Origin of the sequence: Planosporangium flavigriseum, assembly GCF_011947225.1 — a bacterium.
In the GTDB taxonomy this organism is placed as follows: domain Bacteria; phylum Actinomycetota; class Actinomycetes; order Mycobacteriales; family Micromonosporaceae; genus Planosporangium; species Planosporangium flavigriseum.
In genome coordinates this window covers 1-25,913 of record NZ_JAATVW010000018.1, presented here as the reverse complement: position 1 = coordinate 25,913, position 25,913 = coordinate 1, and the positions used below count along the sequence as shown (strand labels likewise).

Genomic DNA, 25,913 nt, shown 5'->3' with positions numbered 1-25,913 from the left:
CGGACCACCATGCCGATGAGGAGCCCGGCGCCGACGACCGTCAGTGCCCCGACAACCACGGCGATGATCATGACGATGGAGCCACCGGACGGGGGCTTAAGGGCCCCGTTCACGATCATCGGGTTCCCGGCGACGCTCGGCTCCTCGCTCGGCAGCGGCTGGGCGCTCGTCGATGCGGCCGCGCTCGGCCGTGCAGAGGAACTCGTCGCCGACTGGCTGGGGCGCGCGCTGGCCGACGGTGCGCTGGCAACCGCCGCCGGAATGGCGCCCGGCGCGGGCGGCACCGGTGCGGGTGCGGGCGCGGGCGAGCTGTCGCCGGTGACGATGAAGATCGCTGAGGCGCTGCTCTCGCCGCTCGTGCCCCGAACTGTGTACCCGCCCGGGGTGTCCAATCCGGCCGGCGGTGCGAAGGTCAGAGTCGCGACGCAGTACCCGTTCCCGGCCCCGCCGGTGGGGTTGGCCGGTTTCGACTCAAGGCTCCGGCTCTCCCTCGTGCCCTGGCGTTCCCAGCTGAACGCGACCGTCCCGCACCCGCCGGCGTTCTGCTGGTCCTTTGGCTTGGTCAGGTAGTACGTGGCGGTGATGCTTGTCGTCCGCGGCCCGGAGCTGGGCGACAGGGGTGGCATGACGGCCCCCCGGCCGGGGGCGGAAGAAGCCGTGTGCGGATCCACGAGGACCGCTGCCGTCACAGCCACAGCGATTGCAGTCAGTCGAAGAATTCGCATCGGGAAATGATTACGTGATTCCGTGCGATCTGTCACGGGTGGCTCATCCCATAGGAAGCTCACCTCGAAGCCGCTGGTCACGGCAGGTACTAGTCAGAGGCGGACGGACCATCGCTAATCAGTGGTATCCGGATTTCTGCCGGCGGGCAACGGCAGATCATAGGCGTGCGGATCGAGCCGGCCTTGGGCGTCGACCGAGGGGATGGCACACTAGGCACGGCTGCGGACCAGTCACGGGCGGAAACCGAAGAATCGGATCATGGTCCGGATGAAACCGCAGCGCAGGAGGGCTCGCCTAGTGGCCGATGGCGGCGGTCTTGAAAACCGCTAGGGCGGTATCCCCGTCCTCGTGGGTTCGAATCCCACGCCCTCCGCTCTACCGCACCTCAGGCCGCTCGGCCTGCCGGGAGATGCCATGAGACTGCCCGAAGCGGGCTGGCGCGAGGACTTCACCTACGACGCGCCCGTGCTCGAAGACCGCCCGGTGCGGGTGGTCTTCGGGGCCGGCTCACTCCACCAGGTCGGACGGGAAGCGGCGGCGCTCGGCCGGCGGGCGCTGCTGATCGCCGGCCCGCACGAGGATGAGGCGGCCGGCGTCGTGGCGGCGCACCTGGGTGCGGACCTGGCCGGGCGGCTGCGCGACGTTGCCCAGCACGTGCCGACCGACCTGGCGGACGAGGCGACGCGCCGGGCGAGCCGGTCAGGCGCCGACGTGCTCCTCGCCGTGGGTGGCGGCTCGGCGACCGGGCTGGCCAAGGCGATCGCCCTGCGGACCGGGCTGCCGATCCTGGCGGTACCGACGACCTACGCCGGCAGCGAGATGACCCCGATCTGGGGGCTGACCGATTCGCAGGGCAAGACCACCGGCCGGGACCCGCGCGTACTGCCGCGCACGGTGCTCTACGACCCCGCCCTCACCGTCTCGCTGCCGCCACCGCTCTCAGGTGCCAGCGGCCTGAACGCCCTCGCGCACGCTCTCGAGGCGTTGTACGCGCCCGACGCCACTCCGCTGCTGACCACGGTCGCCGAGGAGGCGCTCCGGACCCTCGCCGAGGCGTTGCCGGTGGTCGTGGCGCAGCCCGATGATCGTGATGCGCGATCGCAGGCGCTGTTCGGTGCGTGGCTCGCAGGGTGGGCACTGGGCGGCACCACGATGGGCCTGCACCACAAACTCGCCCACGTGCTCGGCGGCACGTACGGGCTGCCGCACGCCGGTGTGCACAGCGCGCTACTGCCTCAGGTAGCCGCGTTCAACGCCGCCGCCGCGCCGGAGGCGTTCACCCGGGCGGCACGGGCGTTGCGCGTCGACGCCCCTGGTGACGTCGGTCAGGTCCTGTTCGACCTGGCCACCAAGGTGGGCGCGCCGACCTCGCTGGCCGACCTGGGGCTGGCATCGGACGCGATCGACGACGTCGCCGCGGTCGTCGCCGCTTCGACCGTGGCCAACCCGCGCCCGGCTGTTGAAGCCGAACTCGTGCACCTCCTGCGCGCCGCGTTCATCGGTACCCGTCCCTGAGGCCCGGCCGCGGGTGGCAGTACCAACCTGCGGTGATCCTCAGCGCTTCCTACCCCTACTCGGTCTCAGGGTTGACTGGGGGATTCGATCAGGACTTAGTCCCGATGCGCCATATGTGCATACAGGCATAGCGTCTTAGGCATGGCGCACTGGTTAGGGCAACTGCAGGGGTTGCCGACGGCGATGCTCAACGTGGCGCTCGCCCTGGTCATGATGCTCGACGCGATCCCGGTCATTGGTATCGCGGTCCCGGGCGACGTCGCGGTCCTCGCCGCGGTCGGGGTGAGCAAGCCGTTTGCCGCCGCCGGTGCGCTGTTGTGGGTGGTCGGCGGGTGCCTGGCCGGTTGGTCGTTGACCTTCGCCACCGGCCGGCTGTTCGGTGAGCGGATCCGCCGGGGCCGACTGGGTACGTGGATCGGCGAGGCGCGTTGGGAAGCGGCGGAGCGGGCGTTGGACCGTGGCGGCCGGGTTATCGTCGTCGCGCCGTTCCTGCCGGTGCTCAACACGCTGGTACCGCTGGCCGCCGGGGGCCTGCGCATGCCGTACCACCGCTTCGCGCGCTACTCCGCGCTCGGGTCGGCGTTGTGGGCGGGCCTGTACGTGGCCCTCGGTCTGATCTCAAAGCAGCTTGGCGGCCTCCTGCCCGGGCAATCGTTCGCATTTCTCGTCACGATCGCGATCGGGCTCACCTTCGGCTGGCTGACCCTGTTCGTCGCGCGGCGCAGGCTTGCCGCCCGTTAGGCGCAGTGCTGCAGGTCGGACAGGAGTACGTGGTCGAGGCGCAGCACGGTGAACACGCGTAGCACCTGGCCGTGGGGGTTGACTACGCCGAAGCGGGTACCGCGCTCCCGCGCCAGCCGCCGACCCGTGATCAGCGCCGATACGCCGGTGCAGTCGATGTAGTCGACGTTCGCGAAGTCCACCGTCAGGTCGCTGGTACCCGGCTCGGCCAGGGCTCCCTGGATGGCTTCGCGCAGCCGCGGCGCGGCGTAGATGTCGAGTTCGCCGGACACGGTCAGGCGGACAACGCCGTCGCTGTCGCGGCTGACATTCAACGAGAACGTGTCAGCCTGCGGAAGCTTGCTCGCCACTAGCACCCGTTCTGTCCCATCTGCCGCAGTGCACCCGATGTGTCACTGTCAGCAACGGTAGTGAGTGCGCGCAGGCCTGTCCTCGCATCTTCGGGCACGGTCATCGGGCAGATGTCGACCTCGGCCTGGCGTGCGGTTGACCTTCGCTGCCGAGGTGGCTACCTGCGGCCTGACCTGGGGTTGAGGTACAGCTCAGCGGTCGGGACCGGCACGACCTTTGGGCTGACTTTCACCCCCGGCCGGTCATGTCGCTGCCTCCCGGCTGGCCGGTCATCCGGCCGGGACGGTTCGGCCCGGACCCCGGCTTACCGACAAGGATCTGCCCCAAATGGGTAGCCGGACAGCGGACGAAGCGCCATCAACGGCGAAATACGGTCCTCGGCAGCAAAACCGGCCCAGCATTATCACCCCTAGTAGAGGTGCCACTACCTACATGAAGAACGCTCGCACTATGCGCAGCATCGCCGTACGGTTGTCGTCAACCTCACAGGCCGGTGCGAGTGGGAGGCGATGTGGCCGGCGTCCGGCCCGGATCGTCGTGGATCTGATGTACCTGACGTTCATCGACTCCACCGGCATAGGCGCACTCGTTGCGGGCAACAATGCCGTCCGTGCTGTCGGCGTCGCCTTTTCCCTGCGAAACCCGGGCTCGTTCGTTATTGCCCAGCTCAATCAGACGGGCCGCTACAACACGCTTGTCGGCGGGAACTAGTCCCCGGTTCGTTATCCCTGGGCCAGCGACCTCGTCGAGGTTACCGGTGCTTGTGGGCCCGCAACTCGTCTCGAATCAATTCTCTTGCTTCATGCGGCATCTGGCCCAGAACGGCGGCTGCCTGCTCGGTCGACATTACGGCTAGGACGGCCATCGCGCGCTGGGTCGGCAATTCCGCCAAGAGCGTCGCCGCCTGCTCGGTCGGCAGTTCTTTCAGTACGGCCATCGCCCGTGGCGCCGGCAGTTTTGCCAAGACGGCCATGGCCTGCTCGGCGGGCAGGTCCGGTAGGGTGGCGACCGCCTGCGCGGTTGGCAACGCCGCTACGAGAATAGCCGTCTGCTGTGCCGGAAGTTTTGCCAGGACCATAGCTGCCTGCCGGTTTTGCATTACTCCAAGAAGGGCTATTGCCCGCTGCGCCGGCAACTCTGTCAGGGCCGCAGCCGCTTGCTCGGTCGGCATCGCCGTCAACATGGCCACGGCCTGTTCAGCCGGCAGTTCCATGATGGCGGCGGTAGCTTGCTCGGCCGGTATGGCGATCGAGAATGCGGCGGCCTGCTGTGCCGGCAGTTCTGCCAGAACTGTAGCCGCCTGTTCGGCCGGCATCACCGACAGAACGGTACTCGCCCAATCCGACGCCAGATCGTTTGCCTCCGCCATGAGTTCGGCTACGCGTAGTGGGGACATATGACCGAACAGGGTGGCGACGGCTGATGCCTCCAGCGGCCGAAGGCGCTGCAATACCAGCGACTCATCCATTTCGGACAGCATTGCTGCTGCTTTTTCCGGGGGCATGGCCTTCAAGCGGCGAGCGGCGGCGGTGCTGTCCATGGATGCGAGAACCATGGCCGCCTCGAGTACGGGCATTGCGGCCAGTTGATCCGCTGCTGCGCGCACCGGCATGGCAGCCAACCGGTCCGCGATCGAAAATCCTGCTGATGAGTTCGTCGGAATAGCTCGGCTCGGGTCGGAATCACTAACGGCGGAATGGCGTCGTCCAGCGGAAGATGTGGGGGCGAAACCCGTGCTGCTGCCGGTTGTGCTCTGCGTGGCGGCCCGACGCCATGCCATTTTCCATCGTTCTACTTCGGCGAGGTCGGAGACGCCGCACGCTCGGACGAAGGCCTCGACCGATTCGAGTCGCGGCAAATGGCGACCGCGTTCAGCATCCGCGGCTGTGCTGCGGGGGAGCGCGAGAAATGCGGTCTCGTTCTTGCGGATCTTTCTGGCTTCTTCTTCAAGCGCGCGCAACGACGGCCTGCCCATCCACACGCGCAGTCGACGTAATTGTTGCCCGAGGTCACTGACTGTGTTCACTGCCTCGGGGTGTGGTTCCAGGTCTGACGACACCGCTTCCGTCACCGCCATTCTTTCCGCACGCGTCCGGCGCTGTCCGGCGCTGTCCGGCGCTGTCCGAGCCGGTAGTGTTCGTCAGGGTACGCCCTAAATAGCCGATTTGACGGAAACCCGAGGTCAGCCGGGGTGTCGCGGGTATCGGCAGACCCGCCGCGCCTCGGACGGTGTCCGATCATGGCGATCCGGGGGGGAGGTGCGCCGGTGTCCAATGGCCGCGATCCGCGTACCCGCGGCCGGTAGCCCGCCGTTCGCGGACGTCAATGGCGTCGCGCACGGCGTCGTCGTTCAGCGCCGCGTCCGAATGGATTGCCGGAGGTGCCGGTGCAATTCGGTACGCGAATTCCTGTGGTTTGCGGGCACGCCTCCTGTCTGCGCTCTCATTCGTCTCCTGTCGAGGTGGAGGTGCGAACGAGGCGGCGGCCGGACAGGTGTGTTGAGCGGCCTGGAGTGGCGGTCTGGAAAGACATCTGGCGCGGTTGTTTCCGGGGGACCCGTCGACAGGAGTCCAATCGCGTGTGCCTTGGGTCTCAGCCCTTCTTGTGCGCGGCCTTAGCCTGGCGCCACTGCTGCTTCTGCTGCGCGGATCTTGGACCTTCTCGCCTACGTCAGTATCGGCGCCACGCGTTGATTGCGCCGGCGCTGCTGGCTTGGCAGGCGTGGTACACCAGGTGTATACACAGCGCTGCGGCGCGCCGCCCGTGACGGCGCGCCGCTAACGCTGGCAGTCCTGGACCTGGACCATTTCAAACAGTTAATTAACACGAACGGCCAACAGGCGGGTGTCCTTCTACGCAAGGAGGCCGCAGCCCTATGGTTGGCGAATCTTAAGTGCGTCCTCAGCGGTTTCCGGTAGTTACCGGCTGCTTGGGGGCCTGCTCCACCGTGGTGATCTGGCTGAGTGCGGTGATGATTTCGGGTACGAGCGCCTTTGCGAGCGCGGGGGCGAGAGCGTCTGCGAGCGCCGGGGCCAAAGCTCCGACGAGTAATACTCGGTCAAAACCGGACGCCTGCGCCAGCGTACGGGACAGCGACACCGTGGCGGCTTCGGTCAGAGCCGCCGTGATGGCATCCTCGTGCGGCGATGCGCTTTTGAGGCCTGATCCCGTGCTGGTCATTATTTCTTTGATGAGTTCTTCGAGCAGCGGCTCTACCGGGTCCGTATCGGTCTTGCCCGCCATAATGACCTCCAGGTCTGTTTCTAGGACCCCACCGGTTGTCGGGTAACCCGACAACCGGTGGGGCCACTGGCAAGTCGAGAACTGTTCTCCCGGTCGGGAATGCCAGCGGCGTTCGAGTCGGCGCGGAACACGTTCTCCGCCCGGCGTTAGTGGCGTTGGGCCATCATGGCGAAGAGGAGCGGGCTGATGTCCGTGGAGCGTTCTTCCTGGCGGCCGGCCAGCATGGCGAGGACAACCGGGTTAATTCCGTCTCCGCGCTCTTCCTGGCGGCCGGCCAGCATGGTGAGCACCAGTGGGTTTACCACCTCACTGCGCTCGTGGCCTCGGGCCAGGATTGCGAGCACGACAGGGTTGATCTCCTCGCGGTGGCGGGCCAGTGCTGCCCATACCAGCGGGTGGATGTCGTCGCCGGGCTCCTCCTGGGTGCGGCCGAGCATGGCGAGCACCAACGGGTTGACCACCTCGCTCCGTTCTTCACGGTTCCGGGCCAACATCGCGAGCACGACAGGGTTGATCTCTTCGCTGCGTTCCTCGCGGCGGCGGGCCATCATGGCCAGCATCAGCGGGTGGATGTCCGCACCATGCTCCTCGCGGCGGGCCATCAGCGCGGCCAACAGAAGGGGCTGGATAACCCGCTGGCCGTCACCCTGCTTCTGTGGCTCGCGGATGTCACGCGCTTCTTCTTGCTTCGTGGCTGACGTCATGGTTTTCCCTTCCGAATTTCGCCCGTTGATAAGGTTTCAATTCCTGCTGGGATCGTGTGCGCGCAATGACGTACGAGCGCTATGACGCAAAATGCCACTGGTTCGGGGTGCGGGTCGGGACTGGTGAACAATCTCCGTTCCCGCTGTCCGGGCACGCCTCGACGCTCCTCCTTTCCGTTCCGTAGGCCGAATGGGGTGAGGCGTGGCCTGCTATCACTGACCTTCGCGGGCGGCTTTAAACCGGCCGAGCCGGCGTCCTGCGCCCGTGTGACGCAGTGTCCGCTCGTCACTCGGCGGACATGCCGGCCCCGGCCTCCAGGATGGCGTCGTCGACGGCATGCGCGAGTTCGATATCCAGCCGGGTCACGGCGTCGACGCTGGTGGTGCGTACGACCAGCCTGGCGGCGTCCGGGCTCAGCCGGCCGATGTGCGGTGCGCGCCCCACTTCCTGGCGCAGTTGGATCAGCCGGATCAGGACCCGGTCGAGGTTGTCCCGCGGCAGCACGATCGTGCGCATGAGCGCCCGGCGGTCCCCCGACCACTGCGGCAGGCGGGTCAGCGCCTGCCGGAGCTCTTCGTCAGTGAGCGGCGGGACGCCGCCAGGCGGAATGCCGACCACCCCGCCTCCGACCGGCGGCGGGGTCAGCAGCTCATCGAGATAGTCCGGCAGGTCGAGCGACTCGATCAGGGCGCGGTCCTGCTCGCACATCGTGCTCAGGACCGCCTGCGCCTGGTACCGCGCCTGGTCGCGCTCGCGGTGCACGATCGTGCCGACCTGGATGAGGAAGCCGTTCAGATCCAGCGGGGCGTACGGCACGTTGATCGCGTAGTCGTCGTGCAGCTCGTCGGGTACCCCGTCCAGGAAGTCCCGGCGGTCCTTCTCCTTCAGCGCCCGGGCCAGCACGGTGGTGGTCGCCTCGGCGGCCAGGCGGGCGTGGTCGAAGTCGAGGTCCGTGCGCCGGCCCACCTCGTTGACCAGTTCGCGGTACTGGATCCAGCCGGGGCTGTTCGGCTCGATGCCCAACTCCTCCGGGTCCCATCGCGGAAACGCCGGACCCGGCTGCGGTGGTGTAGGTGGCGTCGGGCTGTGTGGCACCGGCTTGTGCGGACCGGCGGGGGGCGGCCCCGTCCGCTCCGAGCGGTCGGCATGCTCCGGCTGCTTGGAAGCGCCCAACGTAACCCCTGCCTCGCTCGGTGTCCATCCTTCCTCACGCGCTCGCCGGGCAAGCGCTCGGCGGCGCTGGTTGTCGCCTTCCATCTGCTTGCCGCCCATTGCGGTGCGCTTCCCTGCGGTGGCCGGCCTAACCCTCTCTACCTCGGACGCTGTAATGCGGCCGGAGCGCTTGTGGCGTGGTTCCATGGGCTCGGCGTTCCGTGACAGACTTGGCGTCCCATGACGACCGACCATGTCAGCCTGCTGCGCGACTCTCCCCGGGCTACCGACGTCCGAGTCCGCGCGCCGTCAGAGTCCGCGCGTGACACGCGTCGCGGTGACTGGCTGGCGGCTATCGGGTACGCACTGGTGGCGTTCGGCGTCACCATCCGGCTCTGGCTACACCCGACCAGCGTGATGCTGGAGGAGAACCGGCAGGACCAGGTCCAGTTCGAGTGGATGCTGACCAACGCCGTCCACACCATCAGGCACCTGTCCGACCCTTTCTTCACCGGACTGATCAACGCCCCGTTCGGGGTCAACCTGATGGCCAACACGTCGACCTGGGGCCTCACGCTGCCGTTGGCGCCGGTGACCGCCCTGTTCGGCGCGCCGGTGGCGTTCCGGGTCATGTTGACGGGGGCGTTCTTCGGTACGGCCCTGGCGTGGTACCACGTGCTGTCGCGGCGCGTCGTCGCATCGCGGATCGCCGCGTTCGTGGGCGGGGCGTTCTGCGCCTTCGCGCCCGGGATGCTCGGTCAGGGCACCGGCCACCCGAACGTCGTCGCCCAGTTCGTGTTGCCGTTCATCGTGCTCGTCGTGCTGGGCCTGCGGAAGCCGGGCCGCCCCGTCCGTACCGGGCTGCTGTTGGCCGGGCTCGTCACGTACCAGATCTTCATCAACGAGGAGGTCCTGCTCCTCGCGGCGCTCGCCCTCGGGGTTTTCGTCCTCGCCTACTGGGCTCAGCGCTGGAACGTGATCAACCCCTTGCTGCCCAACGCCCTGCTGAGCCTGGCGGTGACCACGGTCGCCGTGTCGGTGGTCGTGGCCTACCCGCTCTACCGGCAGTTCTTCGGCCCGCAGAGCTACCACGGCCTGCCGGAGTGGGTGCTCGAGTACAACACCGACCTGGCCTCGTACGTCGCGTACGCGCAACAGTCGCTCGCGGGCAGCAAGGCCGGCGCGGAGCAGTTGGCTCAGGGCGTGTCCGAGCAGAACACGTTCTACGGGTGGGGCCTCGTCGCCCTGCTGGCCATCATCGTCGCGGCGCTGTGGCGCAGTGCCGCCGTGCGGGCCCTCGCCGTGACGGGGACGGTGTTCGCGCTGCTGTCCCTCGGCCAGTACGTGGTGGTCGGCGGCGAGAAGACCGAGACCGCGGGGCCGTGGCAGATGTTGGTCGATCTACCGCTGTTCGACAGCGTCGTGCCGACCCGGCTTTCGCTGGTCGTCATTCCGGTCGTGGGCGTGCTGCTGGCGCTCTTCGTCGACTCGATGGTGATCAACGGTGGTCCGCGGGACGACGTCGCCGGCGGCGACCTTCTCACCAGGGCCCGCCGGTTCTGGAACCCCGTCCGGGTCCTGGGCGTCGGCGCGCTCGTCGTGGCGCTCCTGCCGATCGCGCCGACCCCGCTCACGGTCTCGCCGCGCCAGCCGGCGCCCCGGTTCTTCACCTCCGGGGCCTGGCGTGATCATGTTCCGGACGGCGGCACCGTCGGCGTGCTGCCGTTCGGCTGGCACAGCGACGTGAACAGCCTGCAGTGGCAGGCCGAGCAGGGCCTGCGGTTCAAGGTCCTCAGCGGGTACTTCCTGGGCCCCGACCCGGCTCGCCCCGACAAACGGGCCGTCTTCGGGCCGGGCTCGTACTACGTACGCCAGGTGCTCTCCGCCCGCCGCGACCCGGCCCAGGTGAACGACCAGGAGCGGGAGTACTGCCTCGGCCAGTTGCGCAGCTGGCGCACGGATCTACTGCTGCTGACCGACGACGCGCCGAACGCGGACACCGTGCGGGCGAACGCCGAGCAGATTCTCGGGCCCGGCCGGCGCGTCGAGGACGTGTGGATCTGGCACGTGCCCAGCGCCTGACGATCAGGAGTAGCGGGTGTACAGGCGGATCGTCGTCCCGTTGGGGAGCGAGCGGATCTCGACCAGGTCGCACAGCTGACGGGTGATCCACATTCCGTGGCCGCCCTCGCTGTCGGGCCGGGGCGGCACCATGTTGAACAGCCCCTCAGTGGCCTGGCCGGCGTCGAACACCTCGCAGATCAGGTACCGCTCGTCGCGCCACACCTGTACCCGGCCGCTGCCGGCGCCGTGCCGGATCGCGTTCGTCGCCACCTCGTTGACCGCGAGGATCAGGTCGTCGAGGCACCCGATCGGCAGTCCGAGCCGCGCCGCCTCCGCGACGACGAACCGGCGGACCGGTGCCGGGTCGCCGTCGAAGTTCAGCGCCGCGTACGACCCCTCGGGCGCGGGCTCCAGCGGCGTCTGGAGTTCTGAGCAGAACCCCGCCGGGTTGCTGTACTCGGCGGACTTCCCGCCGCCGCTGAGCTCCGGGTGGGTGCGCCGCGCGTCGGCGATCACCCCTGGCGCCACCACGCGCTCGTCGTACGAGCAGAGCAGCCAGGCCGGGGCGGCGGCCAGGGCGATGTTGAGGCTCGCCTCGAACCGTTTCCACCCGGCTGTCTCGAGCGGGTCCAGCCCGGCCCAGGTCGGCTCACCGACGACGCGTACCTGGTTGTGGCCGTTGCGTCGCTCGTGCACGTACCGGTGGCAGGTGGCCAGCGCGCGGCCGGGGGAGTCGTACCACCGCGTCGGCTCGACAAACTGCACGTCCGCGGCGTACTTGCCCAACTCGTCGCGCAGCAGTCCGCAGTTGGCTTCGGTGGCGACGGCGAGCACGGGCTCGCCGCGGCCCAGGCCTTCGGTGATGAAGGGGAGCACCGCGGCCAGGAACTGCTGGGCGTCGCGGTAGATGAGCGCCTGGTGAACCAGGAAGGGGCCGGTCACGAACCCACCTCCTCAGGCCCCTCGGCGAAGCGCAGTCCGGGCGTGCGGTCCCAGCCGATGACTTCGAACACTTTGCGTAGTCCCAGGGCGAGTTGCTCGACGATGAGGGACCGCCCCGGTTCGAGACCCGCGGCGATCCGCACGATCGCTCGTACCCCGGCGACGTCGATAAATTCGAGTTCACTCAGATTCAGGTGAATGTTTTGGTCCGGCCAGCGCGTTGCGAGGCGCAGCGTGGTGGTCAGGGCACCGACGGTCATCACGTCGACCGTACCGACGATCCGTAAGCCACGCGGCGCGTAGGTCGGGACGATGCGCAGCCGGCGGTCATCGTGCAGCGGGTCGATCTGCACCACCTGCGGGTGGCAGGAGATCATGCCGGTGACCGCGGCCTCGTTGAACAGCCGCTGGTCGTACTGGCAGATCGCGGCCAGTTCGCGGGAGTGGAAGACCCGCGACAGCCGGTGCTCGAACTCCAGAAGGGATCGCTCGTCCGCGACCGGCCGCAGTTCCGAGGTCATCTCGCCGCTGATGCGCAGCCCCGGGTACCCGGCGTCGCGCGCCTGCCGTACCTCCACCCACAGCGTCGTGATCACGACGTCAGGTTCGAACCGGCCGCCGAAGAGGTAACCGTCGTCGACCGAGCGGATCTCCAGGTGGCCCTCGTCGACCACCCGGTTGACCTCGATCCCGCTGTCGGCTAGCCAGGAGCCGATCACGTCCGGGCCGGTCTGGTCGGCGTAGTAGATGACGCGCTCACCCCGGGCCAGGCCGTCGACGATGTAGGTGGTCAGCACCTCACGTTGCTCGTCGTCGCTGGAGAACGGCAGGCAGAGGTGATCACCTAGTTGCACCTTCCGGACCTGCCTGGTCTTGCCGGAGTTGAGCACGTTCACCCCCCGCGGACGGGCGCTAAGGTCAACTTACTGGTGGGACCGACGCTCGCGAATCCCTGGTCGAGGATGTGGCTACCCGGCCGGGCAGCGCGGATAAACACCGCGCCGTGAGGGTACCCGTCAAGATTTGTTGATCACGCAGCCGCGGCAGATCTGGGGCTCCGGCAGGGCGAAGGCGAGACAGCACGTGCGCCGGCGCACCTCGAGACGGCCCGACTCGGCCGGCGTCAGATCCACCAGATCGGTCAGGCCGAGGGTGTCCAGGAGCGTGTTGGCCGCGTCCAGGGCCGACCCGGGCAGCACGTCCGCAGCGCGGGAGATGCCGTGGGCCACGCCGGAGGCGAGTGAACCCCAGAGGGTGCGGGCGCCGAGGTGCAACCGGGTGTGCATCCGGTCCACGACCGGCCCGAGGTGGGCGTCGACCAGGGAGGAGCGCAGCGTTTGGAGTAGCGCCGTCTCGTCGGCGACCACCTGTACGCCGGGCAGGTCGGCTGCTGCGAGCGGGTCGCCGGGCAGGATGGCGATCTTCGGGTCGGTCAGGCCGGCGCGCAGAAAGGGTTTGCGGTCGTCGTACCGGACCAGGACCTTGTCGGGCTCCAGCAACGGCACCCGGCGGGCCGTCGCGTAGCCGAGCAGGGCGGGCAGCGAGGTCCAGTACGAGTAGCACTTCCACGCCAGGGCGGCGGCGACGTGCGGGGAGGTGTTCCAGCGCCGGCCGGCGGCTTCGAGCATGTCGTCGAACGCGTCGCCGTGGATGATCTCGGTCGCTGGTGTCCAGCCGGCCCGGTCGGCCACGTAGAGGCCGGGGACCAGGCCGTGTACCGGGTAGTGCCCGTCCATCGCGGTCAGGGCGTCAAGGACCGACGTCAGCGGCGCGAGAGTCGCGGTCCTGCAGGCAGCCGTCACCGGGCGCCACCGACCAGGTGGCGGGTGATCCCGCAGTTGCCTGCCACTGTGCTCCTTTACCCCCCGTTGCCTAAGTCAAGCGCCACGATAGCGCAAGTTAGGCAAGCCTAACCGTAATGTGGCGGAGGGGACAGGGTCAAGCGGGCAGACCGTTCAGAATACATCGATGGATGGTGATGGGTCAAGCGCTCTGTCGGTATTGCGTCGCCTCACCGGGGTGACCTCCGCTGGCGGTGAGACTGGTGCCACGTACGTACTCGATACCGCGGGGGCTGGAAGCGGATGAGCGCCGGCGACTCGCCCGCACAGCGGGCCTCCGACGCGTTCGCGGCTGAGCTGGGACGCTGGCGGATCGAGCGGGGGATGTCCAAGAAGCACCTCGCGATAGCCATGGGCTTCGACCCGTCCTACGTCAGCCACGTGGAGGCGCGCCGGCACCGCCCGACCGAGGACTTCGCCCGCCGGGCCGAGGCCGTCCTGCACGCCGACGGCGCGATCTGGCAGCGGTTCTGCGAGTACGACCAGGTACGTGCCGGCGCCCGGCCGCGGGCCAGGGCGATGCGTCAGGACCCGCGCGTACACGAGCAGTGGCTGCCGCCCGGCGTCGGCCTGATCGTCGAGCGGGAGACCGCCGAGCTGGCCTATCTCGGCGGCGAGTACCTGTGCCGCGTGCGCAGGGCGCTCTACAACGCCGGTAGGGAGCCGGTCACCCGCTACCTGATCCGCATCGCCGTCGACCGGTTCCCGCAGCAGCCCGACGTCTCCAACCGCCACTACCGCGACCACCCGCTCAACTGGGACGAGCTTCGGCTGCGGGCGTCGGCCGATGGCGAGGAGATGGAGTGGCGGCCGAAGACCGACCGGGACGCGATCAAGGAAGTCTGGCTGCTGTTCGAGAACGCCGACGGCCGGTTCCCGCTCTACCCCGGGCAGCGGGCGCAGATCGAGTACGCCTACCGGGTCGGTGTCGACAAGTGGGGCCAGTGGTTCCAGCGCGCGGTCCGGCTGCCAACCCGCCAGCTGGACGTACGGCTGTCGTTCCCGATCGCGCTCCGGCCCGTCGTCTGGGGCGTCGAGACGTCGTTGTCGGCTGAGGCCGTGCCGCTACGTACGCCGATCGAGCAGGAGGTCGTCGGGGAGCGGGTGTACTTCTCCTGGAGCACCGACGCCCCGCTGCTGCATGCCCGGTACCGGCTGGAGTGGCGGTACCGGGTGCCGGTCCGGTCCGAGGCCGAGGGCCCGGCCATCGCTGGCCCACCGCGCCGGGGTCCGCGGGCCAGCGACCGCATGCGGGTGGTCGGCATCGTGCAGCGGGGCGCCGAGATACTGCGGACTCCCGCCCGGCCGTTCGACCTGCCCCGCCAGGAGCCAGTCGCGCGCGGCGTGGTGGCCCGGCTGTTCGCCGTGCTCGACCGGGTCGGCGTGCTGCACTCGTTCAGTAAGGGAATGGGGCTGGCCGCGCCGCAGCTCAACCTCGGCTGGGCCGCCGCCGTGGTGCGCCCGTCCGACCCCGAGGCACAGCCGATCATCCTGCTCAACCCACGGGTGATCGAGGATTCGCTGGACTTTGACGAACAGTACGAAGGCTGCCTGTCGTTCTTCGATGTCCGGGGCATGGTCGAGCGGCCGCTCTGGGTCGAGGTGGAGAGTGCCCTGCCCAACGGCAAGCCGATGATCAACCGGTACGAGCGCGGCCTCGCCCGGCTGGTACTGCACGAGATCGATCACCTGGACGGGCGGCTCTACGTCGACCGGATGCCGGCCGGAGCCCCGCTCGTACCGGTGGAGAAGTACCAGGAGACCGGCCAGCCGTGGCGGTACTGAGCGCTACAGGTCGCCGAACGCGTCGTACTTGATGCGTACGGATGGGACGTGCAGGCCCGCGAGCGTACGCATCGTCGCCTTGACCATCGTGGGCGAGCCCGAGACGAAGAAGTCGTGGTTGTCCCACGGGCCGTGGCGGGTGATGACGTCGGAGACGTCGCCCTGCTCTCCGTCGAAGCCCGGGTCGTCGCTGCACGCCGGGATGATCTGGAGCCAGGGGTAGCGGGAGGCGAGCTCCTGCAGCGCCGGCAGGTCGTACAGGTCGTCACGGTCCTTCGCACCGAAGAAGAGGTGCACCCACCGGTTGCGGTTGAACTTGGTCAACTCCTCCAGCAGGGCCTTGATCGGGGCCAGGCCGGTGCCCCCGGCGACGAAGACGATGTCACGGGTGGACTGGCGATCCAGCGTCATGGAGCCCATCGGCGCGGCCAGCCGGAGCAGATCACCGGTCTGGACCTTGCGGACGAGGGCGCTGGAGACCCAGCCGGCGCCGATCGCGCGGACGTGGAAGTCGATCGTGTTGTCGGGGCGCTGCGCGTTGGCGGACGAGTACATGCGCCACAGCCTGGGCTGGTACCGCGTTTCGACGCTGAGGTACTGGCCCGGCTCGTACTCGATGGGCTGCAGCGGTTGGCACGTGAGGACGGCGATGTCGCGGCTGCGCCGTTCGTGCTTGACCACTTCCGCGTACCAGAACGGCGGGTTGTCGGCGTCCTCGGCGGCGCCCTGGATCATCGCCCGGGAGATCCGGTCGTACGCGTCGCGCCAGACCTGGTCGTACTCGGGTGACCACCGCTCGCCGCCGTACGTGCGCAGCGCCTCGAGCAGCGCGAGCCCGACGGTCTCGTAGTGCTCGGGCTCGGTGTGGAACTTGCGGTGGTCGCGGCCGAGCGAGCGTAGGTACTCGTTGAACTGCTCGGGGTCGTCGACGGTCTGCACGGCGTTGACGATCGCGCCGAGCAGGCGCGACCGCTGTACGTCCATCTGCACCGGGAACAGGTCGCGAAGCTGAGGATTGGACAGGAACATCCGCGCGTAGAAGTAGCCGGCGACCTTGTCCTGCTGCTCCTCGACCAGCGCCCAGCTCTCCTTCAGCAGCCGCGACATACTGTACATCGACGTCCTTTGATCTATTGGCCCTCCCGGCGCGGGGGTGGCGCGTTGGTCGGGTCTGGTGGAGCTGATTCGGTGCGTCGGGCTCCGTCTCTCGGTCTGGACGTGGCGCGTACGCGATCCGCGAGGTGTGGTCATGCGTCCGTGTGCGTGCCGTAACCAAGACTGCGCACGATCGTTACAAATGCGTCGCACTACGTGTGCGACAGACGCATGTGGATCATGCAATTTCCATTTTCGTATGCGATGGTGTGCACGTGGTCATGCAGGACGTGCGGCCGGAGAAGACATGTACTCCGACCAGAGGAGCGTCGTGGACCACACGAACACTTGGCCCGGCTCTGCCAGCGAACATGAGCTCCAGGAGCGATATGGCACCGCTGACCGGGCCCAACGCTTCTACTCCCAGCAGGTGCTCGACCGCCTGAACGAGCAGATGCGCGAGTTCGTGGCCGAACAGGAGATGATGTTCGTCGCGACCTCCGATGCGAACGGTGAATGCGACAACACTTTCCGTGCTGGCCCGCCCGGCTTCGTGCGCGTACTCGACGACGAGCGACTGGCCTGGCCCGAGTACCGCGGTAACGGAGTGATGGCGAGCCTCGGCAACATCACCGAGAACCCCCACGTCGGATTGCTGTTCGTCGACTTCGTACGCAGCGTCATCGGCCTGCACGTCAACGGTCGCGCGGCGATCGTCGAGGACGACGTGATGCGGGCGGAGCACGCGGACCTGGACTTCGATGACGTCCCCGGCCGCCACCCGGAGCGCTGGGTCGTGGTGGAGGTCGAGGAGGCGTACATCCACTGCGCCAAGCACATCCCCCGCCTGGAGAAGGTGCCGCGGGAGCGCGCCTGGGGCACCGACGATGTTCGGCGCAAGGGCGGTGACTTCTTCTCGGCCTCCAAGGAGTCGCGGCCATGGGGGGCCGCAGGCAAGTTGCCTATGCAGCGTCCGCACGTATCCAACGTGGCCGAGGCGGCCCGGATGGCGGACGCGGCTGAGGCGGCGCGAGTGGCTGAGGCGGACTGGGCGGCGGAGGTTGCCCGGGTAGCGCGGACGGCCGAGGCAGCGCGGGTCGCGGAGACGGCCGAGGCGCCCGTCGCGGAGACGGCCGAGGCGCCCGTCGCGGAGACGGCCGAGGCGCCCGTCGCGGAGCCCGAAAAAGGGGTGCGCGGGCCTGGGCGCCACCGGCGCCCGACGTGGGTGCTGAGCAACCTGCCGAAGTTCGGTGAGGATCGCTAACCTCCTGAGCGGGCTGAAGGAGGGGCGCCGCCGATCCGGACGTGAAGCGCTTCTTCGCCGGCGCGTACTACGGCGACAAGAAGGACGCTCGGGTCGAGGACTACCGCTAGGCCCTCTTGGATCTTTGGGGGGTTTGACATTGAACGCGATGCCAACCCCCCCAAGATTCGGTGACTAAGGTGGGCGCGTGGAACGCGATCAACGGCGGGTCCTGCGCGCCGAGGTACTGCTGGTGCTCGGCGTCTCGCTGGGCGCCTCGGCGGTGTACGCAGCCGTATCGTTGATCGCCAAACTGACCGCGAGTAAGCCGCTCAGTCAGCAGCACGCGACCCTCAACCCGTCGCAGGCGCCCGGCCGGCCGTGGCTCGACCTCACATACCAACTGCTCGGGATCTTCTTCGCGCTCATACCCGCGCTGCTGGCCGTGCATCTGCTCAGCCGTGACGCGGCCGCCGGCAGCGTGTGGGCGAGGCTCGGCATCGACCGGCGGAAGCCGTTATTCGACCTGGGCTCGGGTGCCGCGCTCGCGGCCGTCATCGGGATTCCGGGACTCGGGCTCTACCTGCTCGCGCGGGCGATCGGAGTCAACGCGACGGTGGTCCCCGCCGCACTGCCGCACGCGTGGTGGGCGATCCCCGTACTCGTGTTGTCGGCGATCCAGAACGCCGTGCTCGAAGAGGTCGTCGTCGTCGGGTACCTGCTCACCCGGCTGCGCCAACTCGGCTGGTCGACCGTCACCGTCGTCGCCACGAGCGCGCTGCTGCGCGGCTCCTACCACCTGTACCAGGGGTTCGGGGCCTTCGTCGGCAACGCCGTGATGGGCGTCGTGTTCGCGCTGTTCTTCCTGCGGACGCGGCGGGTGGCGCCGCTCATCGTGGCGCACACGATCCTCGACATCGTGTCCTTCGTCGGGTACGCGCTCTTCGCCAACCGGCTGCCGTTCCTGCACTAGGTCCGGTAGAACTTGGTGGCGCGCACCGCCAGTTGCTCGGTGGCGCGGCCGTCCAGTAGCCCGGTGAGCACAGCGCCGGCGCCGGGCACGAGCCGGGCCGCCCGGCGCGCGAGGGCCATCCGCCCCAACGCGCGCCCGGCCAGTCGTACCAGGGCGAAGATGATCTGCCGGTCACTGGCGCCGGCCCCGTTGACGGCGACCTTGCGGGCCGCTGCCAGCGCCTCGCGGGCCGAGGTCAGATCCGGGTGTACGCCCTGGAGCGTGAGCAGTTCGGCAGCGCGTTCCGGATCGGCCGGGTCCCGCCCGTACACCGCCGCGAGGTCGAGGACGAGCCGCGCCTGCGTCCAGAGCAGCGCCCCCGTTTCGGCGAGAACGGCTACCGGACCCAGCAACCCGGCCACCGCGCCCTGCGTACGGGCCTGCCGCACCGAGCGGGACGTCGCGATCCGCACCAGGCCCTGGGTGGTCGCGGTCGGGTACGTGTCGCGAAGCCACGCCAGGTCGGCTTGGGCCAGCGGGCCCAGGTGCGAGACGGCGGCGAGCGCGAGCAGTTCGGTCGCGTACCCGGGGTTCGTCTTGATCGTCGACCACAGCGAGGAGGCTTCTGGCTGCGGGGCGGGCGGCGCAGGCGTGGCCGGTGCCGGCGTTGTGGCCGCGGGTTCGACGATTGCCGGCGGCTCAGCGATCTTTTGTGGCGGTGCTGCCTTCGCGGGCGGGGCCGCGGTGGTCTTCTTCGCGGCGGCGGCCCTCGGCGCGGCAGCCTTCTTCGAGGCCTTCTTGGCCGGTGTCTTGGCGGCTCGCTGAGCCGGGGCGGCGGGGAGCTCGCCTTCTGCCGCTGGCTGGTCCTGGCTGGATGCCGTCTTCTTCGGTGCCCTTTTGGCGATCTTGCTGGGGGACTGCCTGGGGAATGGGGGGTCGGCGGTCGGCTGGCCCGGATCGGGTTGATCGCTCGGGGCGGTCGGCGGGACGAAGGTGGCCGGTGGGATCTTGTGTGGCCGGGGTGCCCTGCTGGCTCCGGTGGTCGTCGAGTCGCTCGCCGCGGACGGGTTCGACGTGTCGGTCGGCTTCGCCTTGGCGGCGCGCTTACGGGGACTCGCCGGCGTTTTGTCGTCCTCCATGGCCAGAGATTAGTGCTGTACATCCGCCTGTGACTATGAAATGCCATCGGGTTTCGGCGATGCCCGGGCCTTCTCCCGCGCGCGTGCTGGAGGCGTCCAGCGAGGCCCCGGACAAACTATGGCGAAGGCCACATCGGCTGCGTCGGTGTCCCGCTGGTTGGTCGTTGATCACGCCCGACGCGCCAGCTGGATACCCGCTTTGCTGGTCTCGGTACTTTCCCTGTATTCTCGTTCGGCGGTGGCCCTCGTGGTCATCGTGGAGGCTTCGCCTAGTCTGGTCTATGGCGCCGCACTGCTAATGCGGTTTGGGCCTAAAAGCCCATCCCGGGTTCGAATCCCGGAGCCTCCGCTTCGGCGAGTGTGTGTATGCTTGCCGAGCAGCAAGCGCCCGTAGCTCAACGGATAGAGCATCTGACTACGGATCAGAAGGTTAGGGGTTCGAGTCCCTTCGGGCGCACCAGTCAGGGGAAAGCCCCCGACCAGCCACAACGGCAAGGTCGGGGGCTTTTCCATTAGCGCCGAAATCGGGGCGGGGCCGGGTTTGGGAGCCACGCTGGGAGCCACCGGGCCTCTCATCCGCCGAACAGGACGCGGCTCATGGCCTCCGCCGCCGAGCGCCGGTCGCCCTCCATCAGATGCCCGTACACGTCCTTGGTGATCGCGATTGAGGTATGCCCCAGCACCTTCGAGACGACGTGCAACGGGGTGCCCTGGGCGAGCATCAGCGACGCCCCGGAGTGACGCAGCTCGTGCGGGTGCCAGTGTCCGAGCCCGGCGCGCCGGCACACCGCGGACAGCCGGTGAGAGAAGTTGTCCGGATCCAGTGGTGTGCCTACCTCGCTCGGGAAGATCAGCCCGTGGTCCTGCCACGCCTCACCGGCCGCGAGCCGTTCCTCGGCCTGCCGGGCGCGGTGCCGGCGCAGCAGCTCTACGAGCTGGGGCGTGAGGTAGAGCGTGCGCCGGGAGCGGCGCGTCTTCAGCTCGCTGACCACCAGTGCGGTACGCCGTCCGGTCGCTTCCGGGTCGCGCTCCTTGATCCGTCAAGCGCACCGCGCAAGCGCGGCGCGACCGTGCCGGCGCGGCACGTCGCGCTCTGGACCTCCGGCCCGCCGCGCACGCGCCGGCCGGCCGCACCAGTTCCGTGACGAGTGATCCTCACGTGTATTCGGCGGGCGCTCCTGCTCTGGGATGGCCCGGCTATGAAGTCGGCTTCTCCGCAGCGGCCCCGCGGTAGACGGTCTCCCCAAGGTCTGTCAGGTAGAGCGCCACATCGTGCGAGCCACCTTGGTCGTAGACCCACCGCCGCTGGTCGTTCATGACGGATACCACCTCTACATCCGTCAGATCCGGGTTCCCGGCGCTGAGGCGGTACATCCGGACGAGACCAAGCTGTACGAGCTGCGCTACCGAGCTACGTGTCCGCTCGATCTCCGCAGTGCCCCTGTGTCCGGGCTCGGGTACCCATGACGCGCACGCTTCCCAGATCACGCCCTCTTCCGAAGCGATAATCATGACGTTCTGCGCGACGTCGTCCAGGTCTGGCCATGTCACCACGCCGTGAGTATCGCAGCCAGTGCCGCAGACGCCGAGAGGCCAAGACCTTGGGGCTCCGCCCCAAACCCCGGCCCTCCTCGGAGATCGGCGAAGGCGGTACCGGGCGGGATCTCCTCGCTCGTGCACCGGGACGGCTGCCCGAGAACCCCCGGCCGCGCCAAGGCCGAGCCGCTTCGCGGTCGCCTCCGGCGAGCCTTGGCCCGGCCGGAGAACCTCGGGCAGGGACAAGCCTGCCCGACCGAGGAGATCTCGCCAGCCGAGCGGTGTGGGATGGCATCCCAAGATCGGACGTGCCATCGGCGTGCCAGTAATCATGTCCGCCCACCGTCATGAACGGGCACGAGCGGTCAGGTCAGCCGGTCCAGCGAGCAGGCCTTCCGGGCATCTCGGGTCAGGGAGCAGCCTTCTTCCAAACTGGCGGTACTCGGCGCGTTCATCGAAGTCCTCGGCATGGCCTGTCACGATCAAGTAGTGGAGGTCTACTTGTTCACCGTGCCGGTCCCGGCCGATGCGTGTGATCCCTCAGATGTACTGATCGCTGCGGAACGCGCATCCCATGCTGCCCGGAAGCTCCGGGATGCCGGCGTAGGCCGGGTTCGCTGGCAGAGCGCTCGACCATGCCGTAACGCGAATGATCGGGCCGTTGCTCTGGCTGAGCCTGGTGCGATCTTTTGGCGTCCATGGGGCGAGGAGCAAGGCGCTTGGCGTCGCGTTCCACCCGGGGCAACCTCTGTGCTGTGACTGGGCCGTCTGGGCCGTGACGGGGCCGTCAAACGCCACCCAATGACGACCAACGTCGACCAGCGACAGACGGCTATCAAGGCAGCTCAGCAGCACCGGGATCGGCGCCGGGCAGGGGCGCGACGGACGAGTCGACCTGTACGCCGGGTTCTGTCGTTCATCACGAATCAGCCCGTGTCCCGGCCGCCAGACTGGCTTAGCGCCCATAGGAGCACCGGGACGGCGGAGGAGGGATGGCTGTTAGTCCCCACCACGCGCAACAAGATATGTAGAGCAGATTCGACCGAACTCAGTCAGTTGCCACCGCGGGGTGTAGCTCCACGTGCCTACACCGTTGTCCTTGACCATGCCGGCTCCGGTGAGCTTCGCCACCAGCGCTACGAGTACGTTTCGCAAGCCCGGATCTCGTTGCAGCATCTCCGATGCGGTCCACGACTGGGCTTGCTGGATGCGTGCCTCGCCCTCTAGGTCTGCGTTGGCAGGTGTCTGGCTGAGGATGGCGAGTAGACGTAGGTGGGGAGCCTGAAGCTCGGACAAGCAGTCCACCACTATTGCTGCTTCGTCTATCACAGCTGGATCGTTTGAAAGTGCACCACTAGCAAACGCCCGGGCGAGCGTATCTATCTTCTGGTTTTCTACTGACTGGGCCGCGGCTTGCACAGCATGGAAGAACAGTTCACGCTTCTTCCCGTCGTCGTAGACGGCCAGCATGAGAGTCTCGGCGGGGGTATCGGCATAAGCGGTGGCGGCTTGCACCAGACGTTCTGAACGGCGACGGCGGTCCCGCAGTAGTTGCGCCATGAAGTCGACGCCTTCCTCGGTTGCGGCACCAACCACAGCCCCGACCGTTGCAGCCGTCTCCGGCCCGGCATGCGCGGTGAGTGCGGCAGTGATCGCTGTGCTCACGATGTTGCCGCTCGCCGTTCCAAAACCGCTCGACAGACGGCTTGCCAGTTCGCTCATGGGCTGACAGTGACACAACGATGCCAATGGCCGTCATCGGTTCTAGAGCCGATCACCACGGTCCGGAAGACGACCTCCGATTGACCCAGTAGGGCGCGCGTCCGCTACTGCGAGAAACGAAGGTTGGACCAGCGACGAGGCGAGCGGGGACGGACAGAGCTTGGACGCTCCTACGGATCAGCGGGTTGAGCTCCGAGTGCCCGTGGTCTGGGAGCCAAGAGTGGGAGCCACCGAGTCGGACCGGACCGAACTTCCCCGAACGAAGTCGGCTCATGGACCAAGGCTGAGCAGCGCGGACGAACCGCAACGGACGGCAGCGAAGTGCTCTTGGGAATCTACGGATCAGAAGGTTAGGGGTTCGAGTCCCTTCGGGCGCACATCAGGTCAGCGGGCCTCTCGGCAAGATCGAGAAGGCCTCTTCTGATCTTGTACAGCAGCGAAGTACAGCAGTGGCGGTCATTCGCCGGCGTCCTCGTCCTCGGCCTGTCCTTCCAGTAGTTCGCCCATCCGTCTGGGCGCCTCGTGGGTCTTCTTGTCGCTGACGCGGCTGTAGATCTCCATCGTGATCGAGAAGTCCGCGTGTCGGAGGATCTGCATGGCGACCCGAGGATGCACGTCCAGGTCGACCAGGAGCGAGCCGCATGTACGTCGGGCGTCATGGACAGTGATCCGTCGGACCTGGGCGCGGTTGACCCGAGCGTCCCAGGCCCGGTTGAAGTTGCGCGGTTCGATCGGCGTGCCGTATCGGGTGGTGAACACAAGGTTGGCATGGTTCTGCCAGGTTTCGGCCGCCCTCATCTCAGCGGCTTGGACAGCCCGACGGTGCCGGAGCGCAGCAACGCAGATCGGTGGAAGGGGTAGCGGGGCGTCGGACTCTTCGGTCTTGGTCTCGCGCCGCAGGAGATCGCCGCTGACGCGTTGGAGTTGCCAGCTGATGCGGAGTTCGCCGGCTTCGAGGTCGATGCCATCCCATGACAGTCCGAGAAGCTCGCCCTTGCGTAGGCCGAGGACCAGGACGAGGACCCAGGCTGCATAGAGCACGTCGCCTTCGGCTCGCATGGCTTCGAGGAACTGCCGTGCTTCCTCGCTCTCCCAGGCGTCGCCCTTCTTCTTTCGGCTGGACTTGACGCGTGTCAGCGACACAACATTCTTGGCGACCAGGTCTTCCGTCATGGCCTGAGTCATGGCGGCCCGGAAGGTGGCCCGCAGTCCCTTGATCGTGTTCGGTGACGGGTACGCCCGGCAGCACGCCCTCGCCCGAACCCGGCTGCTCATTCGATACGAGTCTTGTGGGATTGATTAGCGGAAGTTAACAATGTGCATGCATAACGCTTGATCAGCGATGCGCAAGCTCGCCGGCCCGGCCGGCTCGACCGGACTGGTAGGGAACAGGGTGCGCAAACATCCCCTTGCGGGTGCCGCGGTGGTCGTGTTGATGGCGGGTGCGGTCCTGGTTGCCGGCGCTGGTCCGGCTGCTGCGGACGCGTCAACTCCGCTCTACGTCAACAACGCCAGCGGGTCCAACTGCTCAGACAGCGGCGCCGGTACCCAGGCGCAACCGTACTGCAAGATCTCCGTCGCGGTGGCGGCGGTGCAGTCAGGGCAGACGATCAATGTCGCCAGTGGTACGTACGACGAGCACGTGACGATCAACAAGTCGGGTACGACCGGAAACCCGATCACGCTGCAACGTCAGGGAACGACGGGTGCGGTCACGCTGTCCGGCTCGGACGCCGGCATCACGATCGATGGGCAGCACGACATATCCGTCATCGGGTTCATTGTCAGCGGTGTTACGAGCGGCTCGGGGATTGCGCTTAGTAATTCAACCGGGATCACGCTTCAGAACGACGCCGTGCACGCCGCCTCCACCGCCGCGATCGTGGGCGTTCAACTGACGGCGGTCACCGACTCGGTACTAGAACATGTCATTTCCAGCGCGCCGCAGATGAGCACCGCCATTGCCCTGGACGGGGCGACCGCGCGTGTGACGGTCCGGAACGCTTCCGCCGTGAACAACACTGTGGGTGGTCCGGCCGGCAAGGGAATCGACATCGCTGGCTCGAACAACACGGTCGTCGACAGCTTCATCAAGAATGCGAACCTGGCCGGAATCATGATCGAGTCGGGAGCGACCAACAACATCGTCGCCAACAACTATGTCTTGGGCGCCAACGGTAGCGGGATCTACAACAACGGCGCCATTGGCACAGCGATCACCAACAACACCGTACGGAACAGCTGCGCGACCGGGATCCGGGTGGACGGCGCGTCATCTGGGGTCTCGGTGCAGAACAACGTCGTCTCGATGGACCCAAGGTCGAGTCCGGCATGTGCCAGCCCGTCCGCCACTGCGGTCGATATCGGGGCCTACGACTCGGCCGTCCACGACACGATCGTCGACTACAACACCGTCTACCAGGGGTACACCGGGACCCCGTACGCGTGGAACACCGTCATGGGCCTAGCGGCGTTCCGCAAGGCCTCAGGGCAGGCCGCACATGACATCGAATCCAGCTACACAAACGTGAACATCGACTCGGCGAACTCCGGCGCGCCCGGATTCCAGGATACCGACTACTACGGCCACTCCCGACAGGATGATCTGCCCGTCCCGAACACCGGCGTCGGCCCGATCAGCTATGCCGATCGCGGCTACACCGAAACCCTGGTCGCACCGACGGCCCAACTCAATGTCACGGTTGACAAGAGCACCAATTCGGTTACCGCCAACGCGTCACACTCGACGCCGGGTGGGGCGCCGATCGCGTCGTACACCTTTGATTTCGGAGATGGCAGCAAGGTCACACAGTCGACGCCGGTCGCCACCCACCAGTACGCGCACACAGGCACGTACACCATCAGCGTCACCGTCACCGACACCGCCGGGCTAACCGCCAGTGCATCGCAGGGGTCGGCGTGCGTGCGTGGCACGGCTCCTGTCAGTCCCGGTGGGACGCAACTTCGGGCCGACTTCAACGGCGACCACGTGGACGACGTCGCGCTGTTCTACGACTACGGCGGCGGACACGTGGCGCTGTTCACGATGACCGCGCAGGGCTGCGGCGAGTTCGACCCGCCCGTGCTGCGCTGGCAGGCCCCGTACTGGGGCGGCGGCACCAGGTTCGTCACAAGCGGCGACTTCAACGGCGACGGGAAGG

22 protein-coding genes, 3 tRNA genes and 1 pseudogene are annotated in these 25,913 nt (G+C 67.8%); 12 read left to right on the top strand and 14 right to left on the bottom strand.

Annotated features, from left to right (window positions below; all coding sequences use genetic code 11):
• Positions 1 to 69: 69 nt before the first annotated feature.
• From HC028_RS21470 to HC028_RS21455, 4 genes are all read left to right on the top strand, one after another.
• On the top strand, positions 70 to 570 hold the full coding sequence (locus tag HC028_RS21470) for a hypothetical protein (protein ID WP_168079191.1): 501 nt from the start codon (positions 70 to 72) through the stop codon (positions 568 to 570).
• Between the two features lie 439 nt (positions 571 to 1,009).
• A tRNA-Ser gene (locus tag HC028_RS21465) sits at positions 1,010 to 1,099 on the top strand.
• A gap of 41 nt (positions 1,100 to 1,140) precedes the next feature.
• Positions 1,141 to 2,241 carry a maleylacetate reductase gene (locus HC028_RS21460; RefSeq protein WP_168079190.1) on the top strand — a complete coding sequence of 367 codons (1,101 nt, stop codon included), beginning with the start codon at positions 1,141 to 1,143 and terminating at the stop codon, positions 2,239 to 2,241.
• Between the two features lie 141 nt (positions 2,242 to 2,382).
• Positions 2,383 to 2,982, top strand: coding sequence for a DedA family protein (locus HC028_RS21455; protein ID WP_168079189.1), 600 nt, complete (start codon positions 2,383 to 2,385; stop codon positions 2,980 to 2,982).
• Here HC028_RS21455 and HC028_RS21450 read toward each other — a convergent pair.
• On the bottom strand, positions 2,979 to 3,332 hold the full coding sequence (locus tag HC028_RS21450) for an STAS domain-containing protein (protein WP_168079188.1): 354 nt from the start codon (positions 3,330 to 3,332) through the stop codon (positions 2,979 to 2,981). The genes HC028_RS21455 and HC028_RS21450 overlap by 4 nt on opposite strands.
• A 328-nt stretch (positions 3,333 to 3,660) precedes the next feature.
• Between HC028_RS21450 and HC028_RS28235 the strand changes: the two genes are divergently transcribed.
• Positions 3,661 to 4,044, top strand: coding sequence for an STAS domain-containing protein (locus HC028_RS28235; RefSeq protein WP_308442095.1), 384 nt, complete (start codon positions 3,661 to 3,663; stop codon positions 4,042 to 4,044).
• Between the two features lie 40 nt (positions 4,045 to 4,084).
• On the opposite strand, the gene HC028_RS27835 is transcribed toward HC028_RS28235, so the two are convergent.
• The 4 genes from HC028_RS27835 to HC028_RS21425 all read right to left on the bottom strand — a co-directional run bounded on the left by HC028_RS27835 (position 4,085) and on the right by HC028_RS21425 (position 8,304).
• Positions 4,085 to 5,404: a magnesium transporter MgtE N-terminal domain-containing protein gene (locus HC028_RS27835; RefSeq protein ID WP_168079186.1), complete on the bottom strand. Its 1,320-nt coding sequence runs from the start codon at positions 5,402 to 5,404 to the stop codon at positions 4,085 to 4,087.
• Between the two features lie 830 nt (positions 5,405 to 6,234).
• A complete protein-coding gene (locus HC028_RS21435; protein WP_168079185.1) occupies positions 6,235 to 6,576 on the bottom strand; it encodes a hypothetical protein in 342 nt (113 codons plus the stop codon).
• A 146-nt stretch (positions 6,577 to 6,722) separates the two neighbouring features.
• Positions 6,723 to 7,280, bottom strand: coding sequence for a hypothetical protein (locus tag HC028_RS21430; protein WP_168079184.1), 558 nt, complete (start codon positions 7,278 to 7,280; stop codon positions 6,723 to 6,725).
• 286 nt (positions 7,281 to 7,566) lie between these two features.
• Positions 7,567 to 8,304: a DUF2267 domain-containing protein gene (locus HC028_RS21425; protein WP_239075692.1), complete on the bottom strand. Its 738-nt coding sequence runs from the start codon at positions 8,302 to 8,304 to the stop codon at positions 7,567 to 7,569.
• Between the two features lie 369 nt (positions 8,305 to 8,673).
• Between HC028_RS21425 and HC028_RS21420 the strand changes: the two genes are divergently transcribed.
• The gene (locus HC028_RS21420) at positions 8,674 to 10,515 is read left to right on the top strand and encodes a DUF6311 domain-containing protein (RefSeq protein WP_168079182.1); all 1,842 of its coding nucleotides are present in this window, start codon (positions 8,674 to 8,676) and stop codon (positions 10,513 to 10,515) included.
• Between the two features lie 3 nt (positions 10,516 to 10,518).
• Here HC028_RS21420 and HC028_RS21415 read toward each other — a convergent pair whose 3' ends face one another.
• From HC028_RS21415 to HC028_RS21405, 3 genes are all read right to left on the bottom strand, one after another.
• A complete protein-coding gene (locus tag HC028_RS21415) occupies positions 10,519 to 11,439 on the bottom strand; it encodes a sensor histidine kinase (protein ID WP_168079181.1) in 921 nt (306 codons plus the stop codon).
• Positions 11,436 to 12,335 carry an MEDS domain-containing protein gene (locus tag HC028_RS21410; protein WP_168079180.1) on the bottom strand — a complete coding sequence of 300 codons (900 nt, stop codon included), beginning with the start codon at positions 12,333 to 12,335 and terminating at the stop codon, positions 11,436 to 11,438. Before HC028_RS21410 ends, HC028_RS21415 begins: the two co-directional genes overlap by 4 nt.
• 120 nt (positions 12,336 to 12,455) lie before the next feature.
• Positions 12,456 to 13,175 (bottom strand): IucA/IucC family C-terminal-domain containing protein, encoded by a 720-nt coding sequence (locus tag HC028_RS21405; protein ID WP_168079260.1) that lies wholly within the window; start codon positions 13,173 to 13,175, stop codon positions 12,456 to 12,458.
• Between the two features lie 348 nt (positions 13,176 to 13,523).
• On the opposite strand from HC028_RS21405, the gene HC028_RS21400 reads away from it, so the two are divergent.
• Entirely contained in the window at positions 13,524 to 15,065 is a 1,542-nt protein-coding gene (locus HC028_RS21400; RefSeq protein ID WP_168079179.1) for a peptide deformylase, read from the top strand.
• 3 nt (positions 15,066 to 15,068) lie between these two features.
• Here the strand turns inward: HC028_RS21400 and HC028_RS21395 are convergent, their stop codons facing one another.
• Complete coding sequence (locus tag HC028_RS21395) at positions 15,069 to 16,181, bottom strand: globin domain-containing protein (protein ID WP_168079178.1); 1,113 nt, start codon at positions 16,179 to 16,181, stop codon at positions 15,069 to 15,071.
• Between the two features lie 310 nt (positions 16,182 to 16,491).
• On the opposite strand from HC028_RS21395, the gene HC028_RS27830 reads away from it, so the two are divergent.
• Positions 16,492 to 17,424 (top strand): pyridoxamine 5'-phosphate oxidase family protein, encoded by a 933-nt coding sequence (locus HC028_RS27830; protein WP_239075691.1) that lies wholly within the window; start codon positions 16,492 to 16,494, stop codon positions 17,422 to 17,424.
• 187 nt (positions 17,425 to 17,611) lie between these two features.
• A complete protein-coding gene (locus HC028_RS21385) occupies positions 17,612 to 18,376 on the top strand; it encodes a CPBP family intramembrane glutamic endopeptidase (protein WP_168079176.1) in 765 nt (254 codons plus the stop codon).
• Here HC028_RS21385 and HC028_RS21380 read toward each other — a convergent pair.
• Positions 18,373 to 19,494, bottom strand: coding sequence for an EcsC family protein (locus HC028_RS21380; protein WP_168079175.1), 1,122 nt, complete (start codon positions 19,492 to 19,494; stop codon positions 18,373 to 18,375). The two genes, HC028_RS21385 and HC028_RS21380, sit on opposite strands and share 4 nt — an antisense overlap.
• Before the next feature lie 258 nt (positions 19,495 to 19,752).
• Here HC028_RS21380 and HC028_RS21375 point away from each other — a divergent pair.
• Together HC028_RS21375 and HC028_RS21370 are read left to right on the top strand one after the other, a co-directional pair.
• Positions 19,753 to 19,843 (top strand) — tRNA-Ser (locus tag HC028_RS21375).
• A 35-nt stretch (positions 19,844 to 19,878) separates the two neighbouring features.
• Positions 19,879 to 19,954, top strand: a tRNA-Arg gene (locus HC028_RS21370).
• Between the two features lie 112 nt (positions 19,955 to 20,066).
• Here HC028_RS21370 and HC028_RS21365 read toward each other — a convergent pair.
• From HC028_RS21365 to HC028_RS21350, 4 genes and pseudogenes are all read right to left on the bottom strand, one after another.
• Positions 20,067 to 20,486: a tyrosine-type recombinase/integrase gene (locus tag HC028_RS21365; protein ID WP_168079174.1), complete on the bottom strand. Its 420-nt coding sequence runs from the start codon at positions 20,484 to 20,486 to the stop codon at positions 20,067 to 20,069.
• Between the two features lie 205 nt (positions 20,487 to 20,691).
• Positions 20,692 to 21,048: a hypothetical protein gene (locus tag HC028_RS21360; protein WP_168079173.1), complete on the bottom strand. Its 357-nt coding sequence runs from the start codon at positions 21,046 to 21,048 to the stop codon at positions 20,692 to 20,694.
• Between the two features lie 981 nt (positions 21,049 to 22,029).
• Positions 22,030 to 22,752 carry a hypothetical protein gene (locus HC028_RS21355; RefSeq protein WP_168079172.1) on the bottom strand — a complete coding sequence of 241 codons (723 nt, stop codon included), beginning with the start codon at positions 22,750 to 22,752 and terminating at the stop codon, positions 22,030 to 22,032.
• A gap of 456 nt (positions 22,753 to 23,208) precedes the next feature.
• Positions 23,209 to 24,000 (bottom strand): annotated as a pseudogene (locus HC028_RS21350) (site-specific integrase); the annotation flags it as partial.
• Positions 24,001 to 24,094: 94 nt separating this feature from the next.
• Here HC028_RS21350 and HC028_RS21345 point away from each other — a divergent pair.
• On the top strand, positions 24,095 to 25,913 hold a 1,819-nt coding region (locus tag HC028_RS21345), incomplete at its 3' end, for a PKD domain-containing protein (protein ID WP_168079170.1).